Below are 19,601 nucleotides of genomic sequence, written 5' to 3' on the forward strand. Positions count from 1 at the left end.
CGTCCTACGCGCCGACCCCCGCCGCGTCCCGAATCTCCGAGGCCTGGAGCCGGTCCGCCGTGCGCTCCGCCGTCCCGCGGGCCCAGCGACCCGTCGTCAGGGCGCCCAGCAGCAGGACCGCGAGCCCGCAGGCCGTGAGGATCCACCAGCCGGGGCGTGCGGCGGAGACGAAGACCTCCCGGTAGGGGCCCGTGTGCACGCCCGAGGCCAGGACCGAGCCGACCACCGCGACGCCGAGGGTGCCGCCGATCTGGCGGCTGGTGGAGGCGACGGCGGCGGCCACACCCGCCTGGGTGCGGGGCATGCCGGACACGGCCGTGTTGGTGATGGGCGCGTTCACGAAGCCGAAGCCCAGGCCGAAGAGGACGTAGCCGATCACCAGCGTGACGTCGGACGTCTCCGCCTCGAAGGCGGCGAACAGCAGGCCGCTCGCCGTCATCGCGATCCCGGCCGTCACGAGGGAGAAGCGCGGGCCGCGGCTGCCGACCAGACGTCCCGAGAGCGGGGCGCACACGAAGCACATGACGGCCATCGGCAGCATCCACAGGCCCGCGTGCAGCGCGTCCAGACCGCGTACGTTCTGCAGGTACAGCGTGGACAGGAACAGGAAGCCGCTGAGTGCCGCGAAGGCGCTGACCGCGACGACCGTCGCCCCGCTGAACGGCGCCGATCGGAAGAAGCGCAGGTCGATCAGGGGTTCGTCCCGCCGCGGCTCGTACCACAGCAGGGCGAGCAGTGCGATCAGCGCGACCGCGGCGAAGGCCAGCACGCCTGCGGCCGACGAGCTGGGCGCCTCGATGATGGCGTAGGTCAGGGAGCCCAGCAGGGCGATCACCAGGAGCTGGCCCACCGGGTCCGGGCGGCGGGCCTTCGGTGCGCGGGACTCGGGCACGAACAGAACGGTCAGCAGCAGCGCGGCCAGCCCCACCGGCAGGTTGATCCAGAAGATCGAGCGCCAGCCGACCGAGTCGACCAGCAGCCCGCCGACGATCGGGCCGGCGGCCATGGATATGCCGACCACACCGCCCCAGACGCCGATCGCGCGAGCGCGCTCGCGGGGGTCGGTGAAGGTGTTCGTGATGATCGACATCGCGACCGGGTTGAGCATCGAGCCGCCGACGGCCTGCACCATGCGGAAGACGATCAGCGAGTCCAGGTTCGGGGCGAGGGAACAGAGCAGCGAGCCGATCGTGAAGATCACGAGGCCCGCCTGGAAGACCCTGCGGCGGCCGATGCGGTCGGCCGTCGAGCCCGAGAGCATCAGCAGCGAGGCGAGGACCAGGGTGTAGGCGTCGATCGTCCACTGCAGGCCGGACACGCTTGCGTGCAGTTCCTTCTGCATGGAGGGGAGTGCGACGTTCAGGACGGTGTTGTCGAGGCTCACGATCAGCAGGCTCATGCAGCAGATCGCGAGCACCAGAAGACGTCGTCGGTGGCTGAGCTCGGGCATGGGACCCATCGTACGCCGATGTCGATAGTGCGGTTAACTAATGACCTCTACACGATCACAGGTGCCGAGTACCCGCCGATGTACGTGACAATGGGGGAATGTCCACGCCCACGACGAACCCGACCACGACGGACCCGGCCCTGCGGATCGGCCCGCACGACGCGCGGGTCCCCGTCGTGCTCGCCCCCATGGCCGGGATCACGAACGCGCCGTTCCGCACGCTGTGCCGGGAGTTCAGCGGCGGCAAGGGCCTGTTCGTGAGTGAGATGATCACGACCCGGGCGCTGGTGGAGCGCAACGAGAAGACCATGCAGCTGATCAGGTTCGACGCGACCGAGCGGCCGCGCTCCATCCAGCTGTACGGCGTGGACCCGGCGACCGTCGGCAAGGCCGTCCGCATGATCGCGGAAGAGGACCTGGCCGACCACATCGACCTCAATTTCGGCTGCCCGGTGCCGAAGGTGACCCGCAAGGGCGGCGGTTCCGCGCTGCCCTACAAGCGCAACCTGCTGCGGGCGATCCTGCGTGAGGCCGTGAGCGGCGCGGGTGACCTGCCGGTCACGATGAAGATGCGCAAGGGCATCGACGACGACCACATCACCTACCTGGACGCCGGGCGGATCGCCGTCGAGGAGGGCGTGACGGCCGTCGCGCTGCACGGTCGCACGGCCGCCCAGCACTACGGCGGCACTGCGGACTGGGACGCCATCGCGCGGCTGAAGGAGCACGTGCCGGAGATCCCGGTGCTCGGGAACGGCGACATCTGGTCGGCCGAGGACGCGCTGCGGATGGTGCGTGAGACGGGCTGCGACGGAGTCGTGGTGGGCCGCGGGTGCCTCGGGCGGCCCTGGCTGTTCGCGGATCTGGTGGCCGCCTTCGAGGGGCGGACCGATGACATCGCGCGGCCGGTGCTCCGCGAGGTCGCGGACGTCATGGTCCGGCACGCCACCCTGCTCGGCGAGTGGATCGGCGACGAGTCGCGCGGGGTCATCGACTTCCGCAAGCACGTGGCCTGGTACCTGAAGGGTTTCGCGGTCGGCTCGGAGATGCGCAAGCGGCTCGCGATCACCTCCTCGCTCGCGGAACTGCGGGCCGGCCTGGACGAGCTCGACCTCGACCAGGCCTGGCCGGTGGGCGCCGACGGACCCCGCGGCCGCACGTCCGGCAACAACCGCGTGGTGCTGCCGGACGGCTGGCTGAAGGACCCGTACGACTGCGCGGGGGTCGGCGAGGACGCGGAGCTGGACACCTCCGGGGGCTGAGCCCCGGCGGGGTCAGCGCCCCGACGGATGCGGGGTCGAGCCGTACGCCGTCAGGAAGCGGTCGCGGAACGAACTCATCTTCCACACCGGGGCGTTGTGGGCGGGCCGCAGGCCGTCCGTCCAGCCCCAGTCGGCGATCTTGTCGAGCACCTTCGGGTCCTTCGCGACGATCGCGCAGGGCACGTCCCGGCTGGCGTGGTTCCCGCTCACCCGGGAGATCGGCTGGTGGTCGCCGAGGAAGACGAGCACGGTGTTGTCGTTGCCGTAGCGCTCGAGCCACTGGGTCAGGGCGGTCACCGAGTACTGGACCGACTTGCCGTACCCCTCCTTCGACCGGGTGGAGTCGGCGATGACGTCCGCCGGCTTGGTGCCCGCCTTCTCGATGGCGTCGAAGATCGAGCCGTTGCCCAGCTGGTCCCAGTCGACCATCTTGGGGATCGGCGCCCAGGGCTGGTGGCTCGACGTCAGGATGACGAACGAGGCCAGCGGCTTGTCCCGCTTCTTGCTGTGCTCCAGCTTCTGGAACTGCTCCAGCGTGAACTGGTCCGGCATGGTCGACCAGCTGAACTTCGGGCCCTGGTAGCCGAGCTGGAAGGCGTTGCGGACCTTGTCGAGGCCGTACCACTTCGCCTCCGGCCAGCCCTTCTGCACGCCGGGCATGATGCCGACCGTGTCCCAGGCGCCGGTCTTCTTGAACGCCTCGGTGAGGGTGAGATGGTCGCTCGAGGTGACCGTGCGATAGCGCTGCTGGTTGTCGACCCACAGGCCCGACATGAACGTGGAGTGCCCGAGCCAGCTGCTGCCGCCGTAGGTCGCCGACGTCAGCCAGCCGCTCTTGGCGTGGAAGCCTGCCTGCGCCAGGGCCTGAGTGCTCGCGTCGAGCGTCCTGTCGACGCCGGGGGCCATGATCGGGTCCTCGACGGCACTGCGCCCGTAGCTCTCGATGAACGTGAAGATCATGTCCTTGCCGCGCAGATCGGGCACGAGCTGGGAGGCAGGGGTGTTGCCGAACTTGTCGGCCTGCGCGGTCCTCGTGAACTCCCGCTCGTCGCGGAGCGTGGTGCGAACGTTCTCGGCACGTGCCTGGAGCAGCGTGACGGTGCGGTCCGAGGCCAGTTGCGTGCCGCCGACCTGGAGGCCGAGGGCCGTGGAGGTCATCCACACCAGGCTGAGGACGAGCACGGTACGGGTGGTGGCGGCACGGTGCCGGGCCATCACATTGCTGACCCGGACGACGGACAGCGCCGAGACGGCCGGTATGAACAGGACCAGCGCGATGACCGCTGCCAGGGCCCCCAGGGCTCCCGTGCCGCCCAGGGTGTCCTTGAGGTAGGCGTAGGCGTCGGCGAAGAGCGACCAGTCGAGGATGATGTTGAAGCCTCGTCCGAGGTACTGGTAGAAGCCGATGTCGAGCAGGTTGAGCAGGGTCAGCACACCGAGCACGATCCCGCCGAGCCAGGCCAGGACCAGCCGCGGCCGCCGCGGCAGCGCGGTCAGCACGACGGCGCCGATCAGCGCCTCCACCGGAACGCTCAGGAACAACGCGGGCCGGACGTAGGGCTTGTTGGGCAGGAGGAGCGAGGCGACGACGAGCGCACCGGCGAGCACGGTGACCGTGATGCCGATGGCGCGGGCGGCCACGGGGTGGTCGGCACGCCAGTTGCGCAGACGGCGCGGCCGGGGACGGGCGGCGGGCGGCGGGTCGGCGTCGGCGCCGCCGTCCGCCGCGGCGTCGGAGTCTCCTTCGGCGGCGGCCCCGCCGTCCACTGTGCCGGCTGCGGGTGCGTCGGTGTCCGCGGTGGTGGCATCGGAGTCGGCTTCGGCGGAGGGTGCGTCGGGGTCTGCGGTGGTGGCAGTCGACTCGGTGTCGGCGGGGGTGTCGGTGCCGTCGGCTTCGGCCCGGCCGTCGCCGGCTTCCGTCCCGGCCTTCGCCGCCCCGCCGGTCGCGGATTCGCCGCTGCTCTCCGATTCGGGTGCCTGCGCGGTGGTGGCCTCGGCGTCCGGCTCGGGCACCTGCGCGGTGGTGGCGTCGGCGTCCGGCTCGGGTGCCTGCGCGGTGGTGGCCTCCTCCTGTTCGGACACGGCGTCGGACCCGGGTTCCGGTGAGGGCTCCCGGGCGGGTGCGGGTACGGACGCGGTGGACCCGGTGGCCGGTTCGGACCCGGCGTCCGGGCCCTGGAGCTGCTCCTCCGCCGTCTCCGACCGTTCCGCCTCCCCCGGCAGTGCCTCGTCCGTGGCTGCCCCAGCCTTGTCCGTCTTCTGTGGTGAGCGCGTGTTGAGAGGCAACCCGAGGGTCCTTCCGTGCGAAGCCCGTGGTGGAGGGGCGGGCCACGCTGGGGAGGCCGGACCCGCCGTCATCCCGTACGGGCGCTCGCACGGATGTGTTCAAACAGGGCGCCCCAGCGCCCGGCAAACACTCGGCAAATCCCAGGTCAACACGGTTCGGTGCCGGGTCAGGCGCCCCCGACCGCGGTGAGCAGGGCCAGCGGCGTCGCCGCCGAGCGGGATTCGCGGACGCACGCGTGGGGGTACGGCACCGGCTCCGGATGGGTGTCGCGGCCGTACCCGGCGAGCACCTCCGGGAGCCGGTGCCCCGTCGCCATGGCCGCGTCGACCAGCCCGTGCGCGACCGTGCGGGCCTCGTCGTGCAGCCCGTAGCGGGCGAGCCCCAGCGCGATCAGCGCGTTGTCGTGCGGCCAGACCGAGCCGCGGTGGTACGACATCGGGTGGTACGCGGCCTGACCGGCGGCCAGGGTGCGCACACCCCAGCCCGAGAAGAAGTCGGGTTCCAGCAGGCGCCGGCCCACCAGCTCCCCGTACTCCTTGTCCAGCAGACCCGACCACAGCAGATGGCCCGCGTCCGACGCGAGGGCGTCGACCTGACGGCCGTCACCGTCCAGGGCCAGCGCCGGGAAGGCGCGCGCGTCCATCCAGAAGTCCCGCTGGAACCGGTCGCGCAGATCTCCGGCCGTCTGCTCGAGAAGCGCCGCGTACACCTCGTCGTCCCACACCGTGCGCGCCAGATGCGCGGTGCGGCGCAGCGCGTCGTACGCGTACCCCTGGGCGCCCGCCGCCATCACCGGGCCGCCCGGACGGCTGCCGTCGGCCCAGCAGATGGCGCCGGGGGAGTCCTTCCAGTTCTGGTTGGCGAGGCCGCCCCGATCGGCGCGGTAGAGGAGATAGCCACGCGAGGTGAGCCCGCCGTGGTCCAGCATCCAGCCGATCGCCGCGCGGGCATGGGGCTCCAGGCGGCGGGCGGCCGTCACATCACCGGTCTGCTCGACGTACGCGCCGAGCAGCACGAGGAACAGCGGGGTGGCGTCGACGGAACCGTAGTACCGCCCGTAGGGGACCTGCCCGAAGTGCGCCAGCTCCCCGTGCCGCACCTCGTGCACGATCTTCCCCGGCTGGGCCACCGACCGTGTGTCCACCGCGGTCGCCTGGGTCGCGGCGAGTGCGAACAGCGTGGCCGCGGCCGACCTGGGACGGTAGGGCAGGGCGAAGAGCGAGGTGAGGAGTGCGTCGCGACCGAGGAGCGTGAGGAACCAGGGCGCCCCGGCGGCGGGCACGTGCAGTTCCTCCCCGTCCGGGCCCGTCGCCGGAACCTGGAGCGCGGCGAGGTCGGACAGTCCCCGCGCACAGGCAGCCGCCAGCTCGGGCCGGCCGGTGGCGAAGGCCACGTCCTCCATGAACTCGCCCTCCAGTGCGAGCAACTGGCCGCCTGCGACGGCCGGGGACGCCGGGATCGAGGGTGCCGCTGCCGCGCCGTGCGGCCGTGCCGCGACCCGTAACGCGAGGTGTGTCGAGCCGTGCGGCTCCAGGTCCAGCGTCCAGCAGAGGCGGCGCGCGCCCGTGCCGGTCTCCTCCACGGCGTCCGGCGGAGGGTCCGCCGTCACGGTCGTACGGGACCACCACTCGCCGCGCCGGTAGCCGAACTCCACGCCGTCCTCGAGGACCTGACGGGAGCGAACGGCACCCGACTTGGCGTACGTACGGTGGTCGGACCGCAGTTCGAACTGGTCGGTGAAGTCGGCGTCCGCGGTGACCGCGACGCGCACCGTGGTCGGCACCGGGCGGTTGCTGGTGACGCGGAGCGACTCCACGAATGCCGCTTCGACGACGGCCTGTTCACGGAAGAGGGTGTGCGCGGGCGGCTCGTCTCGGCCGCCGCGCGGCACCAGGACACAGCGGGCGGTGTCCCCGCCGGCGACCGGTGCGAGCGTCTCCGGCACGGCTCCGTCGACGGTGAGCTGCCACCGGCTCAGATGCCGTGCGTCGCGTACGAACAACCCCGCCGGGGAACCGACGCCCCGCACCCCGCTGATGTCCCCGCTGTCGCCCACGGCGGCGAACGTCCCGCCGCGCACGAGCAGATGATGCCGGTCCGTCATCCCCGGTCCCCTTCCTCGTCACTCCTGTCGAACGTGTCGATGCCCATGGAGGGCACGGACAGCAGCCCGGCCCGCGACCGGTCTCCTTCGCAGGGACACCCTCGCCGAGCGACTCCGGGACCCCGCTTCCGGCCCGGGATCGCCGAGGCGAGCCCGGCACCGCCCGGGTGGCGGCGGTGCGGCGGCCATCCGGGCCAGGAGGCCGACCCCGGTGGAGCCGGGACGGAAGGCCGCGTGTCCGGGACGGCCGGGGCACGGACCGGTGCACCGCCCGGGCGGCCGGCGCGTGCACCGGTGGCCGCGCGACGCCCGGGGTCTGTACGGTGCGCGGGGCGCCCGCAGCGCGCCCGTCGGCCGGGGCGCGACGGAAGCCGGGGCCCGGGAACCAGCAGTCCAGCGGCGTGGAGAGGTCGGGAGCGATGGACACGATCCGCCCGTCCCGGCGCCCGGACGCCGAGCGGTGTCTCCGGCTCATTCCGCGGCGGCGACGGCCGACGCGGCCCGCGCACGATGAACGCCGAGTCCCAGGAGCGCCGGTGCGGATACGGCCCGCGCGACGGCAGGGTGGACGTCCCGGTGTGCAAGGACCTGTGCAAGGACCCGACGGGCCCGGGCGGACGGTATGCACCGGACCCGGGGCCGATGTCCTCCCGCGGACCGGGCGCCGTCGGCGGCCCGGCGGCGCCCACGGCACCCGTGCGGTGGGCGGTGAGTCGGGTTGTGCGGTCCACTCAGGTCTCCCCGAACGACGTCCGGCCGAGCGGTTCGGCCCCAGCTACCGTAGAGTTACGTCTATTTGACGCGCAAAACCCAGCATGTAATGCAAGGTTGACGAACGCAAGGGGGTGCGCATGAGCGCGAGGGCCGGGAAGGCGGGCGGTCAGGCCAGTGCGGGAGATCTGCTCGAGCTGGTGCGCAGCGGCCGCGCGACGACACGGGGTGCCCTGCAGCAGGCCACGGGGCTGTCCCGGGCCACGGTCGGTCAGCGCCTCGACCGGCTCTTCCGCGCCGGCTGGCTGCGCGAGGGTGCGGGTGGACCGGTCGGCTCCCCGCTCGGCGGCCGCCCCTCGATCACCCTGGAGTTCGACGACGCCCACGCGGTGGTGCTGGCCGCCGACCTCGACACACGACACGGCCGCGCGGCGGTGCTCTCCCTGGCCGGCGAGATCCTGGCGGAGCACTCCGCGCCCCTGGTCGTCGAGGACGGCCCGGACGCCGTCCTCGGGGAGCTGGGCCGCTGGTTCGCCGAACTGCTCCCGAAGGCGGGGCGCGGGGCGCAGGAGGTCTGCGGGATCGGGCTCGCCGTTCCCGGACCGGTGGAGCGTGACACAGGCCGGGTCGTCCAGCCGCCGATCATGCCGGGCTGGGACGGCTTCGACATCCGGGGGCGGCTGGGCCGGGCCTTCGCCGAGCATGCGCGCTCCGGCGCCGACGTGCCCGTCCTGGTCGACAACGACGCCAATCTGATGGCCTACGGCGAACAGCGCACGGGACATCCGGACTGCTCGGCCTTCGTGCTGGTCAAGGTCTCCACCGGTATCGGCGCGGGTGTGATCGTCGACGGGCGCATCTACCGCGGCATCGACGGCGGCGCCGGGGACATCGGGCACATCCGCGTCCCCGCGGGCGCGGAGGCGTTGTGCCGCTGCGGCTCCTACGGCTGCCTGGCCGCCGTGGCGAGCGGCGGAGCCGTGGCGCGACGGCTCGCGGAGGCGGGCGTTCCGGCCGCCTCCGGATCGGACGTACGGGACCTGCTGACCGCCGGGCACCCGGAGGCCGCCGCGCTCGCCCGGGAGGCCGGGCGGCAGGTCGGGGACGTTCTGGCGACCGTGGTGACGCTGCTGAATCCGGGAGTACTGATGATCGCCGGGGATTTGGCCGGAACCCCCTTCCTCACGGGCCTGCGGGAACTGCTGTACCAGCGGGCGCTGCCGCGCTCCACCGCGCATCTGGACGTGGTGACCTCGCCGCTCGGGGAGCGGGCGGGCCTGGTGGGGGCGGGTGCCCTGGTCGTCGAGCATCTCTACGCCCCGGACCGGGTGGAGGAGCGGCTGCTCGCGCTCGGTGTGTGAGGGGCGTCCGCAGCCTGCGACGGGAAAGCCGTGTTTCCGCCCGGATCCCCGTCCACATGGTGAAACCGGACCGCTCCGTATAGCGTGATTCTCGCCACCCTTGATAGGGGCTCCGCTCAGATGAGCGGATCATGTCCGGCTGCACTTCTCCAAGGAGTGGCACTGAGTGCCACCCGCCGATCGTTCATCGATCGAAATCAGACGTGTGGCGAGCTGCTCATCTGAGCAGAAAATCCGGACTGCTGGACGGTGATGCGTTCAAGAAGTGAAAACCTCACCCGATGGGCGGTTGCCAAGCTTTGACTTTCGATCCGGTGGCGGACGAGTGGTTACAGCGGCATGACGCACAAGTGGACGTACCCAGACGCCTTTGATCTGGGTATGTTCCTCGCCGTCAGGGCAGCCACCGCGTCCTCGAGGAGTCGAGACCGTGTCGGAAAACAAAGATCCCCACGTAGCTGAAAACGGCGCCGAGGGCGTGAAGTTCGTTTACGACTTCACCGAAGGCAACAAGGACCTCAAGGACCTCCTCGGTGGCAAGGGTGCCAACCTCGCCGAGATGACCAACCTGGGTCTGCCCGTCCCTCCGGGTTTCACCATCACCACGGAGGCCTGCAAGGTCTACCTGGACAGCGGTGAGGAGCCCGCGGCACTGCGTGACGAGGTGAGTGCGCACCTCGCGGCGCTCGAGAAGCGGATGGGGAAGAAGCTCGGCCAGGCCGACGACCCCTTGCTGGTTTCGGTGCGTTCCGGTGCGAAGTTCTCGATGCCCGGCATGATGGACACGGTCCTGAACATCGGTCTCTCCGACAAGTCGGTGCAGGGTCTGGCGAAGCAGGCCGGTGACGAGCGCTTCGCCTGGGACTCCTACCGCCGCCTCATCCAGATGTTCGGCAAGACCGTGCTCGGTGTCGAGGGCGACCTCTTCGAGGACGCGCTCGAGGCGGCCAAGCACTCCAAGAAGGTCTCGGTCGACACGGAGCTGGAGGCCGCGGACCTCAAGAAGCTGGTCACCAAGTTCAAGAAGATCGTCAAGACCGAGGCCGGGCGCGACTTCCCGCAGGACCCGCGCGAGCAGATGGACCTGGCCATCAAGGCGGTCTTCGACTCGTGGAACGGCGACCGGGCGAAGCTCTACCGGCGCCAGGAGCGCATCCCGCACGATCTGGGCACGGCCGTCAACGTCTGCTCGATGGTCTTCGGCAACCTGGGCCCCGACTCGGGCACCGGCGTGGCCTTCACCCGCGACCCCGCCTCCGGCCACCAGGGCGTGTACGGCGACTACCTGCAGAACGCGCAGGGCGAGGACGTCGTCGCGGGCATCCGCAACACCGTGGTGCTCGCCGATCTGGAGCAGATCGACAAGAAGTCGTACGACCAGCTGATGCAGATCATGGAGACGCTGGAGAACCACTACAAGGACCTGTGCGACATCGAGTTCACCATCGAGCGCGGCCGGCTGTGGATGCTGCAGACCCGCGTCGGCAAGCGCACCGCGGGCGCGGCCTTCCGCATCGCGACGCAGCTCGTGGACCAGGGCCTGATCGACGAGGCGGAGGCGCTGCAGCGGGTGACCGGTGCCCAGCTGGCGCAGCTGATGTTCCCGCGCTTCGACGAGCACGCGAAGGTCGAGCAGGTCGGCCGGGGCATCGCGGCCTCGCCGGGCGCGGCGGTCGGCAAGGCGGTCTTCGACTCGTACACCGCGGTGAAGTGGTCCCGCTCGGGCGAGAAGGTCATCCTGGTGCGCCGCGAGACCAACCCCGACGACCTGGACGGCATGATCGCGGCCGAGGGCATCCTGACCTCGCGCGGCGGCAAGACCTCCCACGCGGCCGTCGTGGCGCGCGGCATGGGCAAGACCTGTGTGTGCGGCGCCGAGGAGCTGGAGGTCGACACCAAGCGCCGGCGGATGACCGTGCCCGGCGGGCACGTCGTCGAGGAGGGCGACCTCATCTCGATCGACGGATCGAGCGGCAAGGTGTACCTCGGTGAGGTCCCGGTGGTCCCCTCACCGGTCGTGGAGTACTTCGAGGGCCGGATGCACGCGGGTGCCGACGACGCCGACGAGCTGGTCGAGGCCGTGCACCGGATCATGGCGTTCGCCGACCGCAAGCGGCGCCTGCGCGTACGCGCGAACGCGGACAACGCCGAGGACGCGCTGCGCGCGCGGCGCTTCGGGGCGCAGGGCATCGGCCTGTGCCGCACGGAGCACATGTTCCTCGGTGACCGGCGCGAGCTGGTCGAGCGCCTGATCCTGGCGGACACCGAGGCCGAGCGCGAGGAGTCCCTCAAGGAGCTGCTTCCGCTGCAGAAGCAGGACTTCGTGGAGCTCTTCGAGGCGATGGACGGCCTCCCGGTGACGGTCCGGCTCCTGGACCCGCCGCTGCACGAGTTCCTGCCCGACATCACCGAGCTGTCGGTGCGCGTGGCGCTTGCGGAGTCCCGTCAGGAGCCGCACGAGAACGAACTGCGCCTGCTCCAGGCCGTGCACCGCCTGCACGAGCAGAACCCGATGCTGGGCCTGCGCGGCGTGCGCCTCGGCCTCGTCATCCCGGGACTGTTCACCATGCAGGTGCGGGCCATCGCGGAGGCGGCCGCCGAACGCAAGGCCGCCAAGGGCGACCCGCGCGCGGAGGTCATGATCCCGCTCGTCGGCACCGTCCAGGAGCTGGAGATCGTGCGCGAGGAGGCCGACCGGGTCATCGCCGAGGTCGAGGCGGCCTCCGGCGCGACGCTGAAGCTGGCCATCGGCACGATGATCGAGCTGCCGCGCGCCGCGCTGACCGCCGCTCAGATCGCCGAGGCCGCCGAGTTCTTCTCCTTCGGCACGAACGACCTCACCCAGACGGTGTGGGGTTTCAGCCGGGACGACGTGGAGGCGAGCTTCTTCACGGCATACCTGGAGAAGGGCATCTTCGGCGTCAGCCCGTTCGAGACGATCGACAGGGACGGCGTCGGTTCCCTGGTGGAGGCCGCCGCCACGGCCGGCCGCGCCACCCGCCCCGACCTCAAGCTCGGGGTCTGCGGCGAGCACGGCGGCGACCCCGAGTCGGTCCACTTCTTCCACGAGGTCGGCCTCGACTACGTCTCCTGCTCCCCGTTCCGGATCCCGGTGGCCCGCCTGGAGGCGGGCCGGGCGGCATCGTTGGCGGAGGGCAGCGACCACCGCTGACGCCGGCGCGAGACCTCCGGGGCCGTCGTCGGTCACCCCGACCCTCACCGAACCGACACGAGGGCGGTACCGGACACCGAGAGGGGGCGGCACCCCTGTGCGGGGGGTGCCGCCCTCTCGCCGTGCCCGGTCCGTGCGCGGTGGGCCGCGGGCGTCAGAGCGAGCCGCCGCTGTCCACCACGAGGTCGGTGCCGACGACGGAGGCGGCGTCGGCGGAGGCGAGATACAGCACGGCGGCGGCCACCTCCTGTGTCGCCGAGATCCGGCCCAGTGGGAGCGTGGCCCTCGCGCGCTCGGTGCGCCCGGCCTCCGTCTCGCCCGATCGCAGTGACATCGGGGTGTCGGTGGCGCCCGGGCTGACCACGTTGATACGGACCCCGTCGCGGATGTGGTCCAGGGCGGCGCCGCGGCTGAGCGCGGTCACGGCGGCTTTGGAGGCGGAGTAGGCGGCGGCCCCGGGGGTGGTGGTGTGCGGTCCGAAGGTGGAGGAGACATTGACGATGGCGCCACCCGACGGCTGGGTCCGCATCCGGCGGATCTGGGCCCGCAGAGCCAGGAACATGCCGCTGACGTTGGTGTCGAGCTGGTGGTGCCAGTCGGCCTCCGGAAGGTCGGCCAGGGGCTGTCCGCCCCGGAAGACGCCGGCGTTGTTGACCGCCACGTCGAGCGAGCCGTAGTGGTCAACCGCCGTCCGGACCAGTGCCTCGGCGTCGCCGGGGCGTGCGACGTCGGCGGTCGCCGCGAGCGCCGTCCCGTGCCGATCCTCGATGAGCCGGACGGTCTCCTCCAGCGGTCCGCGCCGTCGTCCGGCGACGACGACCCGCGCGCCCTCCGCGGCCAGCGCCTGCGCGATCGCCCGGCCGATGCCGGAGCCGGCGCCGGTGACGAGGGCGGTGCGGCCGGAGAAGCGAGTGCTCATGGTCTCTCCTTTTTTGGACCGATCGATTCAGTATGGCGGCATGCAGGGGGCCAGGACCGCGCGAGTGCAGTCAGTCGAGCACGGACAGCGCCTGCTCCGCCGCGTCCCGCACGCGCGCGGGGTCCGACGAAGCCTTCCCGGCGACCCGCAGCCCCTGCATCACCACCAGCAGCATGCGGGCGAGGGCGCGCGGATCGCGGTCGCCGGACAGTTCCCCCTGTGCCTGTGCGCGGGCCAGCGCCGAGTGCAGCAGGGTCTCGGTGCAGTCCCACCGCTGCTCGACGCGGCGGGCCGCCTCCGGGTCGTGAGGTGCCAGTTCGGCGGCCGTGTTCGTGACAAGACAGCCGCTGAACCGCTCCTCGGCGGCCGCCTCCGCGGCGAACCGGCGCAGGACGGCCCGCACGGCGGGCAGCGCGGGCCCCGGCTGGGACAGCTCCCGCAGCAGGACGGCGTCGCGGTTCTCGCCGTAGCGGTCGAACGCCTTGAGGTAGAGCTCGTGCTTGCTGCCGAACGTCGCGTACAGGCTGGCGCGCCCGATCCCCAGGTGCTCGACCAGGTCGGACATGGACGTCGCCTCGTAGCCGCGCCGCCAGAACAGCTCCAGGGCGGCCTGCAGCGCGGCGTCGGGGTCGAACTCCTTGGTCCTCGCCATATGCGGGAGCCTAGGATTTTCCGGAACGATCAGTCAAGCAAAGGGTCGAGCGCGGTACGCACCTCATAGGTCGCCACCCGTACCGCCTCGTCGTCCAGGCACCGGCCGGAGAGCAGGTCGAAGCGCTGCTTCAGCAAGGGGGAGGCGACGAACGGCCGGCCGTCGTGGGTGCCCGTCAGACCGCGGGAGAGCACCGCCGCGCCGCCGAAGGGGTCCCGGTTGTCGATGCCGTACAGCCGGCCGGAGCGGTCGCGGAAGAGCGCCACCTGGCGGCCGTCCGGCAGCAGCGCCGCCACGCCCCTGCCCGCGGTCAGCAGGCTCAGGTCGCAGACCGTGAACCAGCCGTCCCCGTCGAGGCGGAGCTGGACCTTCGGACCGGTCGTCCCCGATGCCAGGGTCATCGTGCGGCACTTCCTTCCAGGACGTCCTCGGCGGGACGGGTGCCGATGGCGAGCAGCGGCAGGTCGGGCTTGATCTGGTCGCGCTCGGGCACGAACCCGACGACGGGGTCCGGGGTGTCCGGCGCGTTCACGAACGACACGAAACGGGCCAGCTTCTCGGGGTCGGCGACGGTCTCGGCCCACTCGTCGCGGTAGTTCGCCACATGGGCCGCCATCAGGGACTCGAGCTCCGCACAGATGCCGAGGGAGTCGTGGACCACCACGTCCCGTACGTGGGCCAGGCCCCCCGGGATCCGCTCCAGCCACACCGAGGTGCGCTCCAGCCGGTCGGCGGTGCGGATGTAGAACATCAGGAAGCGGTCGATCGTGCGGACGAGCTCGGTGTCGGAGAGGTCCTGGGCGAGCAGATCCGCATGGCGCGGGGCGGCACCACCGTTCCCGCCCACGTAGAGGTTCCAGCCGTTCGCCGTGGCGATCACCCCGAAGTCCTTGGACCGGGCCTCCGCGCACTCGCGGGCGCAGCCGGAGACCGCCGACTTCAGCTTGTGCGGGGACCTGAGTCCCCGGTAGCGCAGCTCCAGGTCGATCGCCATGCGCACGGAGTCCTGGACGCCGTAGCGGCACCAGGTCCGGCCCACGCAGGACTTCACGGTGCGCAGCGCCTTGCCGTAGGCATGGCCGGACTCGAAGCCGGCGTCGACCAGCCGTGTCCAGATCAGCGGCAGTTGCTCCACCCGCGCGCCGAACATGTCGATGCGCTGGCCTCCGGTGATCTTCGTGTAGAGGCCGAAGTCACGGGCGATCTCACCGATCACGATCAGCTTCTCCGGGGTGATCTCACCGCCGGCGATACGGGGCACGACCGAGTAGGAGCCGTTCTTCTGCAGGTTGGCGAGGAAGTGGTCGTTGGTGTCCTGAAGTGCCGCCTGCTCGCCGTCCAGCACATGTCCGTCGGCGCCGAGTGCCGGGGCCAGGGAGGCGATGATCGAGGCGACCGTGGGCTTGCAGATCTCACATCCGTCCCCGCCCCGCGCGTGTTGGTGCCCGAACCGGTCGAGCAGCCGGCGGTAGGAGGAGATCCGCAGGCTGAGGACGATCTCGTACAGCTCCTCACGTGTCTGCGGGAAGCAGCCGCACAGGCCCTTGTCGGCCTCGACACCGCTCGCCGCCAGCTCGTCCGAGAGCAGGCCGCCGAGCACCTTGACGCAACTGCCGCAGCCCGTGCCCGCCTTGGTGCACTTCTGCACCTCCGGCACGGTGGTGCACCGGTGCCCGGTGATCGCGTCGCGGATCGTGCCCTTGGTGACGTTGTGGCAGGAGCAGACGACCGCCTCGTCCGGCAGCGCGGACGGGCCGAGCGGGGCGGGGGCCCCGGCTCCGGCGGGCAGCACCAGCGACTCCGGTGGGACGGGCGGCACCGAACCGGTGAGCGCGCGCAGCGTCCCGTAGGCCTCCGCCTCACCGACCAGGATGCCGCCGAGCAGTTCCCCGTCCCGGCCGACGACCAGCTTCTTGTACGTGCCCGAACGCGAGTCCGCGTAGGTGACGTCGAGTGAGCCTTCGGTGGTGCCGTGCGCGTCCCCGAAGGACGCGACGTCGACGCCGAGCAGCTTGAGCTTGGTGGACAGGTCGGCCCCGGTGAACGCGGCCTCGTCGGCGGCGATCGTGGCCGCGGCCGTCTCCGCCATCTCGTAGCCCGGCGCGACCAGCCCGTACACCCGGCCGTCGGAGGCGAGCGCGCACTCGCCGATCGCGAACACCCGGGGGTCCGCGACCGTGCGGCACTGCTCGTCCACGGCGATGCCGCCGCGCTCGCCCACCGTCAGCCCGCAGTCGCGGGCGAGCCGGTCGCGCGGGCGGACACCGGCCGAGAACACCACCATGTCGGTGGCCAGCTCGGAGCCGTCGGACAACTTCATGGCCGTCACCGCGCCGTCCGCACCGGCGACGATCTCCTGGGTGCCCGTGCCGGTGTGCACGGTCAGGCCCATGTCCTCGATGGTGCGCAGAAGGGCGGCCCCACCGCCCTCGTCGACCTGCACGGGCATCAGCCGCGGCGCGAACTCCACGATGTGCGCGGAAAGGCCCAGCCCCTTGAGCGCGCCCGCCGCCTCCAGGCCGAGCAGCCCACCGCCGACCACGGCGCCCGTGCGGGCCCGCGTCCTCGCGTACTCCTCGATGGCCAGCAGGTCCTCGATGGTGCGGTAGACGAAGCAGCCCTCCGCGTTCTTGCCGGGGACCGGCGGGACGAAGGGGTAGGAGCCGGTGGCGAGGACGAGCGTGTCGTACCCGACGGTGAGCCCGGAGCGCGCGGTGACCGTGCGGGTGTCCCGGTCGATCCTTCCGGCGGGGTCGCCGATGTGGAGTTCGATCCCGTGCCTGTTGATGAACTCCGGGTCGGCCATGGACAGTTCCTCGGGCGTGGTGCCCGAGAAGTACGAGGTGAGCCGGACCCGGTCGTAGGCGGGACGCGGCTCCTCGCACAGCACGACCACGCGGTGTGTGGCGGTCAGGCCGCGCTCGGCCAGCGCTTCCAGGAAGCGCTGGCCGACCATGCCGTGGCCGACGAGCACGATCGTGGGGCGGCCCCCGCCGCATGCGGTCGTGGACATCAGGAGCCTCCATCGGTGGTGAGCAGATGCAGCAGCGGGGCGCCGCCCATGGGAAGCGGCTCGGCGCCCTCCCAGGCGCGGGCGAGGGCGCCGACGGTGCCGAGGTCGCCGACGAGCACCCCGCCGACCAGGCGGTCCTCACGGACGACGACCTTGCGGTAGGTGCCGCGGGTGGCGTCGGCGAGCCGTACGACGTCGTCGCCGGGGCGGGGGTCCGGCTCGCCGAAGGCGGCGAGGTCGAGGACGTCCCGTCCGGCGAGGGTGAGCCGGGTGAGGGAACGGGTGCCGGTGTAGCGGCGGGCCGGGTCTCCCGCGCCGCCCGCCCCGCCCGCGAGCAGCTCGGCGAGGACGGCGGCCTGTTCGAGTGCCGGGGCGGCGAGCCCGTACACGATGCCGGCGTGCTGGGCGCAGTCCCCGATCGCCCGGATGTGCGGGTCCGAGGTGCGCAGTTCGTCGTCGACGAGGACGCCGCTGCCCACGGCCAGGCCCGCCTGCCGAGCCAGGCCCACCCGCGGAAGGACACCGCAGGCCAGTACCACGAGGTCGGTGTCGAGGGCGTAGCCGTCGGCCATCTCCACGGAACGGACCGCGCCGGCCCGGGTGCGCACACCGCGGGCCCGCGTCTCGGTGTGCACCTCGACACCCAGGCCGGTGAGATGGCGGTGCACCAGCGCCGAGGCGGCCGGGTCGAGCTGGCGTTCCATCAGCCGTTCCGCCTGCTGGGCGAGGACCACCTGGGTGCCGCGGGCGGCGAGGGCGCGGGCGGCGGAGACACCCAGCAGCCCGCCGCCGACGACAACGGCCCGCACGCCCTCGCGTACCGCCCCGGTGAGCCGGAGGCAGTCGTCCATGGTGCGGAACGCGTGCACGCCCTCGGGCAGTTCGGTCCGGCCGGGGGCGAGCAGGCCGCGCAGGGGAGGAAGCACCGGGTTGGATCCGGTGGCCAGGACGAGCGTGCCGTATGCGATCACCGAGCCGTCGGAGCAGTGGAGCTCACGGGCGGCCCGGTCGATCCGGGTGACCCGGGTGCGCACCAGGCGCTCCGGCGCCGGCAGGGAGATCACCTCGGGTGGGTAGCGGCCGGCCAGGACGTCGGCCAGCAGCACGCGGTTGTACGGGGGGTGCTCCTCGTCGCCGACGAGCAGGGCGGGCGTGCCGAGTTCGCCGAGGCGCCGGGCGAGACGGACGCCCGCGAGCCCGGCTCCGATCACCACCACACGCGTATTCGAGGTCATGCATCGCAGCGTGCGGTGCCGACGTTACCCGCCCGCATCATGGCTGTTTCCCGTGCGGAACGCTGCCCTCAGCCGAGGCGGAGCGGGAGTGTGAGGGCCGGGTGGCCGAGCGTGAAGCGGGCGAAGACCACCACGTTCCCCCGGTAGCCCGTCCTGCGGGAGTAGCCGCCGCCGCATGTGATCACCCGGAGCTCGGGGCGGGCGGCGGGACCGTAGACCTTGGCGTCGGGGAAGTCCTTCTGCTGGAAGACCTGGACCGCGTACACGGTGAAGACGGCGGTCGAGCCGTCGCGCCGGTGCACATCGATCGTGCTGCCCTTCGTCAGCGCGCCGAGGTCGTAGAAGACGGCGGGGCCCGCCGTGTTGTCGACGTGGCCGGCGACGACCGCGGTGCCCGCTTCGCCGGGCGTGGCGCCGTTCTCGTACCAGCCGGCGAGGTTCTTGTCGGCGGCGGGTGGGGCCTGGAGCGCCCCGGTGCCGGTCAGGCCCAGGCCGGTGAGGGGGGCGTCGACGTGCAGGGAGGGGATGCGGATGCGGTCCGGCGGCGAAGGCGGCAGGGCGGGTGGGCCGAACCGCTCCTGGTCCGTGCCGAGGGCGGCCTGAGCGGCCGTCGGCTGCGGGGGCGACGCGGGCTCGGTGGCGCCGTGCAGCAGCCATATGCCGGCCAGGAGGGCGACCGTCGTGACCGACGCTATCGCGGCGTCACCGGCGGTGCGGGACGTGCCGACCTTGCGCACATGAGCCTCCTTGCGGGATGGGGGTCTCCCGGGCCCCCTCCGGGCCGCGAGGGGCATCGGACCCGGAGGGGGAGCGGGGTTGGCGGTACCGGCCGACGGACCGCGGAGGGTGTCCGTCAGATCCCGTCGCCCTTCACCCGGCGATGCAGGAGCCAGGTACCGCCCGCGGCCGCGACGGCAAGAGCCGCCACGCCGGCCGCGGTCTTCACGGGATCGGGGCCGAGTGCGCCGCCGACCCCCGTCTTCACGCTTCCCTGCGGAAGCGCCGGGTCCTTGACCGCGGTAAGGGAGACCACCAGGTCCCCGGTCACGGTCGTGTGCTGCTTGCCGGAGCACGTCGCGACGATCTCGTACGTCCCCGGCTGGGCGCCCGCGGGCACCCGGAACCGCGCCGTCGCCTTCTCCTCGTGCGTGCCGGGCACGAGCGTGAACGTTCCGGCGCCGACCGCCGAGGCGTCGCCGGCCGCCGAGCCGTCCGGGCCGCAGGCCGTCGTGTCGACGGTGACCTGTTCCCCGGGCACGGCGATCGTGGGAGAGACCGCCAGCTCGTCGTTGTTCACGCCGTACGCGGGTGCGGCGGCGAGCGCCGCGGCGGCGACGGCGAGCGCGGGACCGGTGACCAGGCGGGCCGTTCGTCGCATCGTGGTGCTCCTCGGAGCGAGAGCACGGCCCGCGACATCCCGAGTGTGCCGCTGCGT

Annotated in this window: 13 protein-coding genes; 3 read left to right on the plus strand and 10 right to left on the minus strand. The window is 72.1% G+C overall.

The window, feature by feature from the left end; all coding sequences use genetic code 11:
- Positions 1-4: 4 nt before the first annotated feature.
- The gene (locus tag ACSHXN_RS27480) at positions 5-1,450 is read right to left on the minus strand and encodes an MFS transporter (protein ID WP_355135090.1); all 1,446 of its coding nucleotides are present in this window, start codon (positions 1,448-1,450) and stop codon (positions 5-7) included.
- Between the two features lie 98 nt (positions 1,451-1,548).
- Here ACSHXN_RS27480 and dusB point away from each other — a divergent pair, with 98 nt between their 5' ends.
- Complete coding sequence (dusB, locus tag ACSHXN_RS27485; RefSeq protein ID WP_355135088.1) at positions 1,549-2,712, plus strand: tRNA dihydrouridine synthase DusB; 1,164 nt, start codon at positions 1,549-1,551, stop codon at positions 2,710-2,712.
- Between the two features lie 12 nt (positions 2,713-2,724).
- On the opposite strand, the gene ACSHXN_RS27490 is transcribed toward dusB, so the two are convergent.
- Together ACSHXN_RS27490 and ACSHXN_RS27495 are read right to left on the minus strand one after the other, a co-directional pair.
- Positions 2,725-4,380 carry a hypothetical protein gene (locus tag ACSHXN_RS27490; protein ID WP_356293509.1) on the minus strand — a complete coding sequence of 552 codons (1,656 nt, stop codon included), beginning with the start codon at positions 4,378-4,380 and terminating at the stop codon, positions 2,725-2,727.
- Positions 4,381-5,165: 785 nt separating this feature from the next.
- Positions 5,166-7,103: an amylo-alpha-1,6-glucosidase gene (locus ACSHXN_RS27495; protein ID WP_355135086.1), complete on the minus strand. Its 1,938-nt coding sequence runs from the start codon at positions 7,101-7,103 to the stop codon at positions 5,166-5,168.
- A gap of 851 nt (positions 7,104-7,954) precedes the next feature.
- Here ACSHXN_RS27495 and ACSHXN_RS27500 point away from each other — a divergent pair.
- Positions 7,955-9,175 carry an ROK family transcriptional regulator gene (locus tag ACSHXN_RS27500; RefSeq protein ID WP_355135084.1) on the plus strand — a complete coding sequence of 407 codons (1,221 nt, stop codon included), beginning with the start codon at positions 7,955-7,957 and terminating at the stop codon, positions 9,173-9,175.
- A gap of 430 nt (positions 9,176-9,605) precedes the next feature.
- The gene (gene ppdK / locus ACSHXN_RS27505) at positions 9,606-12,347 is read left to right on the plus strand and encodes a pyruvate, phosphate dikinase (RefSeq protein ID WP_356113047.1); all 2,742 of its coding nucleotides are present in this window, start codon (positions 9,606-9,608) and stop codon (positions 12,345-12,347) included.
- Positions 12,348-12,501: 154 nt separating this feature from the next.
- Here the strand turns inward: ppdK and ACSHXN_RS27510 are convergent, their stop codons facing one another.
- The 7 genes from ACSHXN_RS27510 to ACSHXN_RS27540 all read right to left on the minus strand — a co-directional run bounded on the left by ACSHXN_RS27510 (position 12,502) and on the right by ACSHXN_RS27540 (position 19,544).
- Positions 12,502-13,266 carry an SDR family NAD(P)-dependent oxidoreductase gene (locus tag ACSHXN_RS27510; RefSeq protein WP_355135080.1) on the minus strand — a complete coding sequence of 255 codons (765 nt, stop codon included), beginning with the start codon at positions 13,264-13,266 and terminating at the stop codon, positions 12,502-12,504.
- 70 nt (positions 13,267-13,336) lie between these two features.
- Complete coding sequence (locus tag ACSHXN_RS27515) at positions 13,337-13,918, minus strand: TetR/AcrR family transcriptional regulator (RefSeq protein WP_355135078.1); 582 nt, start codon at positions 13,916-13,918, stop codon at positions 13,337-13,339.
- Positions 13,919-13,947: 29 nt separating this feature from the next.
- On the minus strand, positions 13,948-14,319 hold the full coding sequence (gene nirD, locus ACSHXN_RS27520) for a nitrite reductase small subunit NirD (RefSeq protein WP_355135076.1): 372 nt from the start codon (positions 14,317-14,319) through the stop codon (positions 13,948-13,950).
- Positions 14,316-16,931, minus strand: a complete 2,616-nt coding sequence (gene nirB / locus ACSHXN_RS27525; protein ID WP_356293462.1) for a nitrite reductase large subunit NirB — start codon at positions 16,929-16,931, stop codon at positions 14,316-14,318. The genes nirD and nirB overlap by 4 nt, the downstream gene beginning before the upstream one ends.
- The gene (locus ACSHXN_RS27530; RefSeq protein ID WP_438303948.1) at positions 16,931-18,166 is read right to left on the minus strand and encodes an NAD(P)/FAD-dependent oxidoreductase; all 1,236 of its coding nucleotides are present in this window, start codon (positions 18,164-18,166) and stop codon (positions 16,931-16,933) included. The genes nirB and ACSHXN_RS27530 overlap by 1 nt, the downstream gene beginning before the upstream one ends.
- 68 nt (positions 18,167-18,234) lie before the next feature.
- The gene (locus ACSHXN_RS27535; protein ID WP_438303950.1) at positions 18,235-18,903 is read right to left on the minus strand and encodes a class F sortase; all 669 of its coding nucleotides are present in this window, start codon (positions 18,901-18,903) and stop codon (positions 18,235-18,237) included.
- Between the two features lie 116 nt (positions 18,904-19,019).
- Positions 19,020-19,544 carry a hypothetical protein gene (locus ACSHXN_RS27540; protein ID WP_438303952.1) on the minus strand — a complete coding sequence of 175 codons (525 nt, stop codon included), beginning with the start codon at positions 19,542-19,544 and terminating at the stop codon, positions 19,020-19,022.
- Positions 19,545-19,601 lie beyond the last annotated feature (57 nt).

It is taken from the genome of Streptomyces sp. HUAS TT11 (assembly GCF_051553595.1).
GTDB lineage: Bacteria > Actinomycetota > Actinomycetes > Streptomycetales > Streptomycetaceae > Streptomyces.

Coding starts and splice junctions, on each gene's coding strand:
- nirD (WP_355135076.1), bottom strand. CDS start 14,319: ATGACCCTGGCATCGGGGACGACCGGTCCGAAGGTCCAGCTCCGCCTC.
- dusB (WP_355135088.1), top strand. CDS start 1,549: ATGTCCACGCCCACGACGAACCCGACCACGACGGACCCGGCCCTGCGG.
- nirB (WP_356293462.1), bottom strand. CDS start 16,931: ATGTCCACGACCGCATGCGGCGGGGGCCGCCCCACGATCGTGCTCGTC.
- ACSHXN_RS27540 (WP_438303952.1), bottom strand. CDS start 19,544: ATGCGACGAACGGCCCGCCTGGTCACCGGTCCCGCGCTCGCCGTCGCC.
- ACSHXN_RS27510 (WP_355135080.1), bottom strand. CDS start 13,266: ATGAGCACTCGCTTCTCCGGCCGCACCGCCCTCGTCACCGGCGCCGGC.
- ACSHXN_RS27500 (WP_355135084.1), top strand. CDS start 7,955: ATGAGCGCGAGGGCCGGGAAGGCGGGCGGTCAGGCCAGTGCGGGAGAT.
- ACSHXN_RS27530 (WP_438303948.1), bottom strand. CDS start 18,166: ATGACCTCGAATACGCGTGTGGTGGTGATCGGAGCCGGGCTCGCGGGC.
- ACSHXN_RS27480 (WP_355135090.1), bottom strand. CDS start 1,450: ATGCCCGAGCTCAGCCACCGACGACGTCTTCTGGTGCTCGCGATCTGC.
- ACSHXN_RS27515 (WP_355135078.1), bottom strand. CDS start 13,918: ATGGCGAGGACCAAGGAGTTCGACCCCGACGCCGCGCTGCAGGCCGCC.
- ACSHXN_RS27495 (WP_355135086.1), bottom strand. CDS start 7,103: ATGACGGACCGGCATCATCTGCTCGTGCGCGGCGGGACGTTCGCCGCC.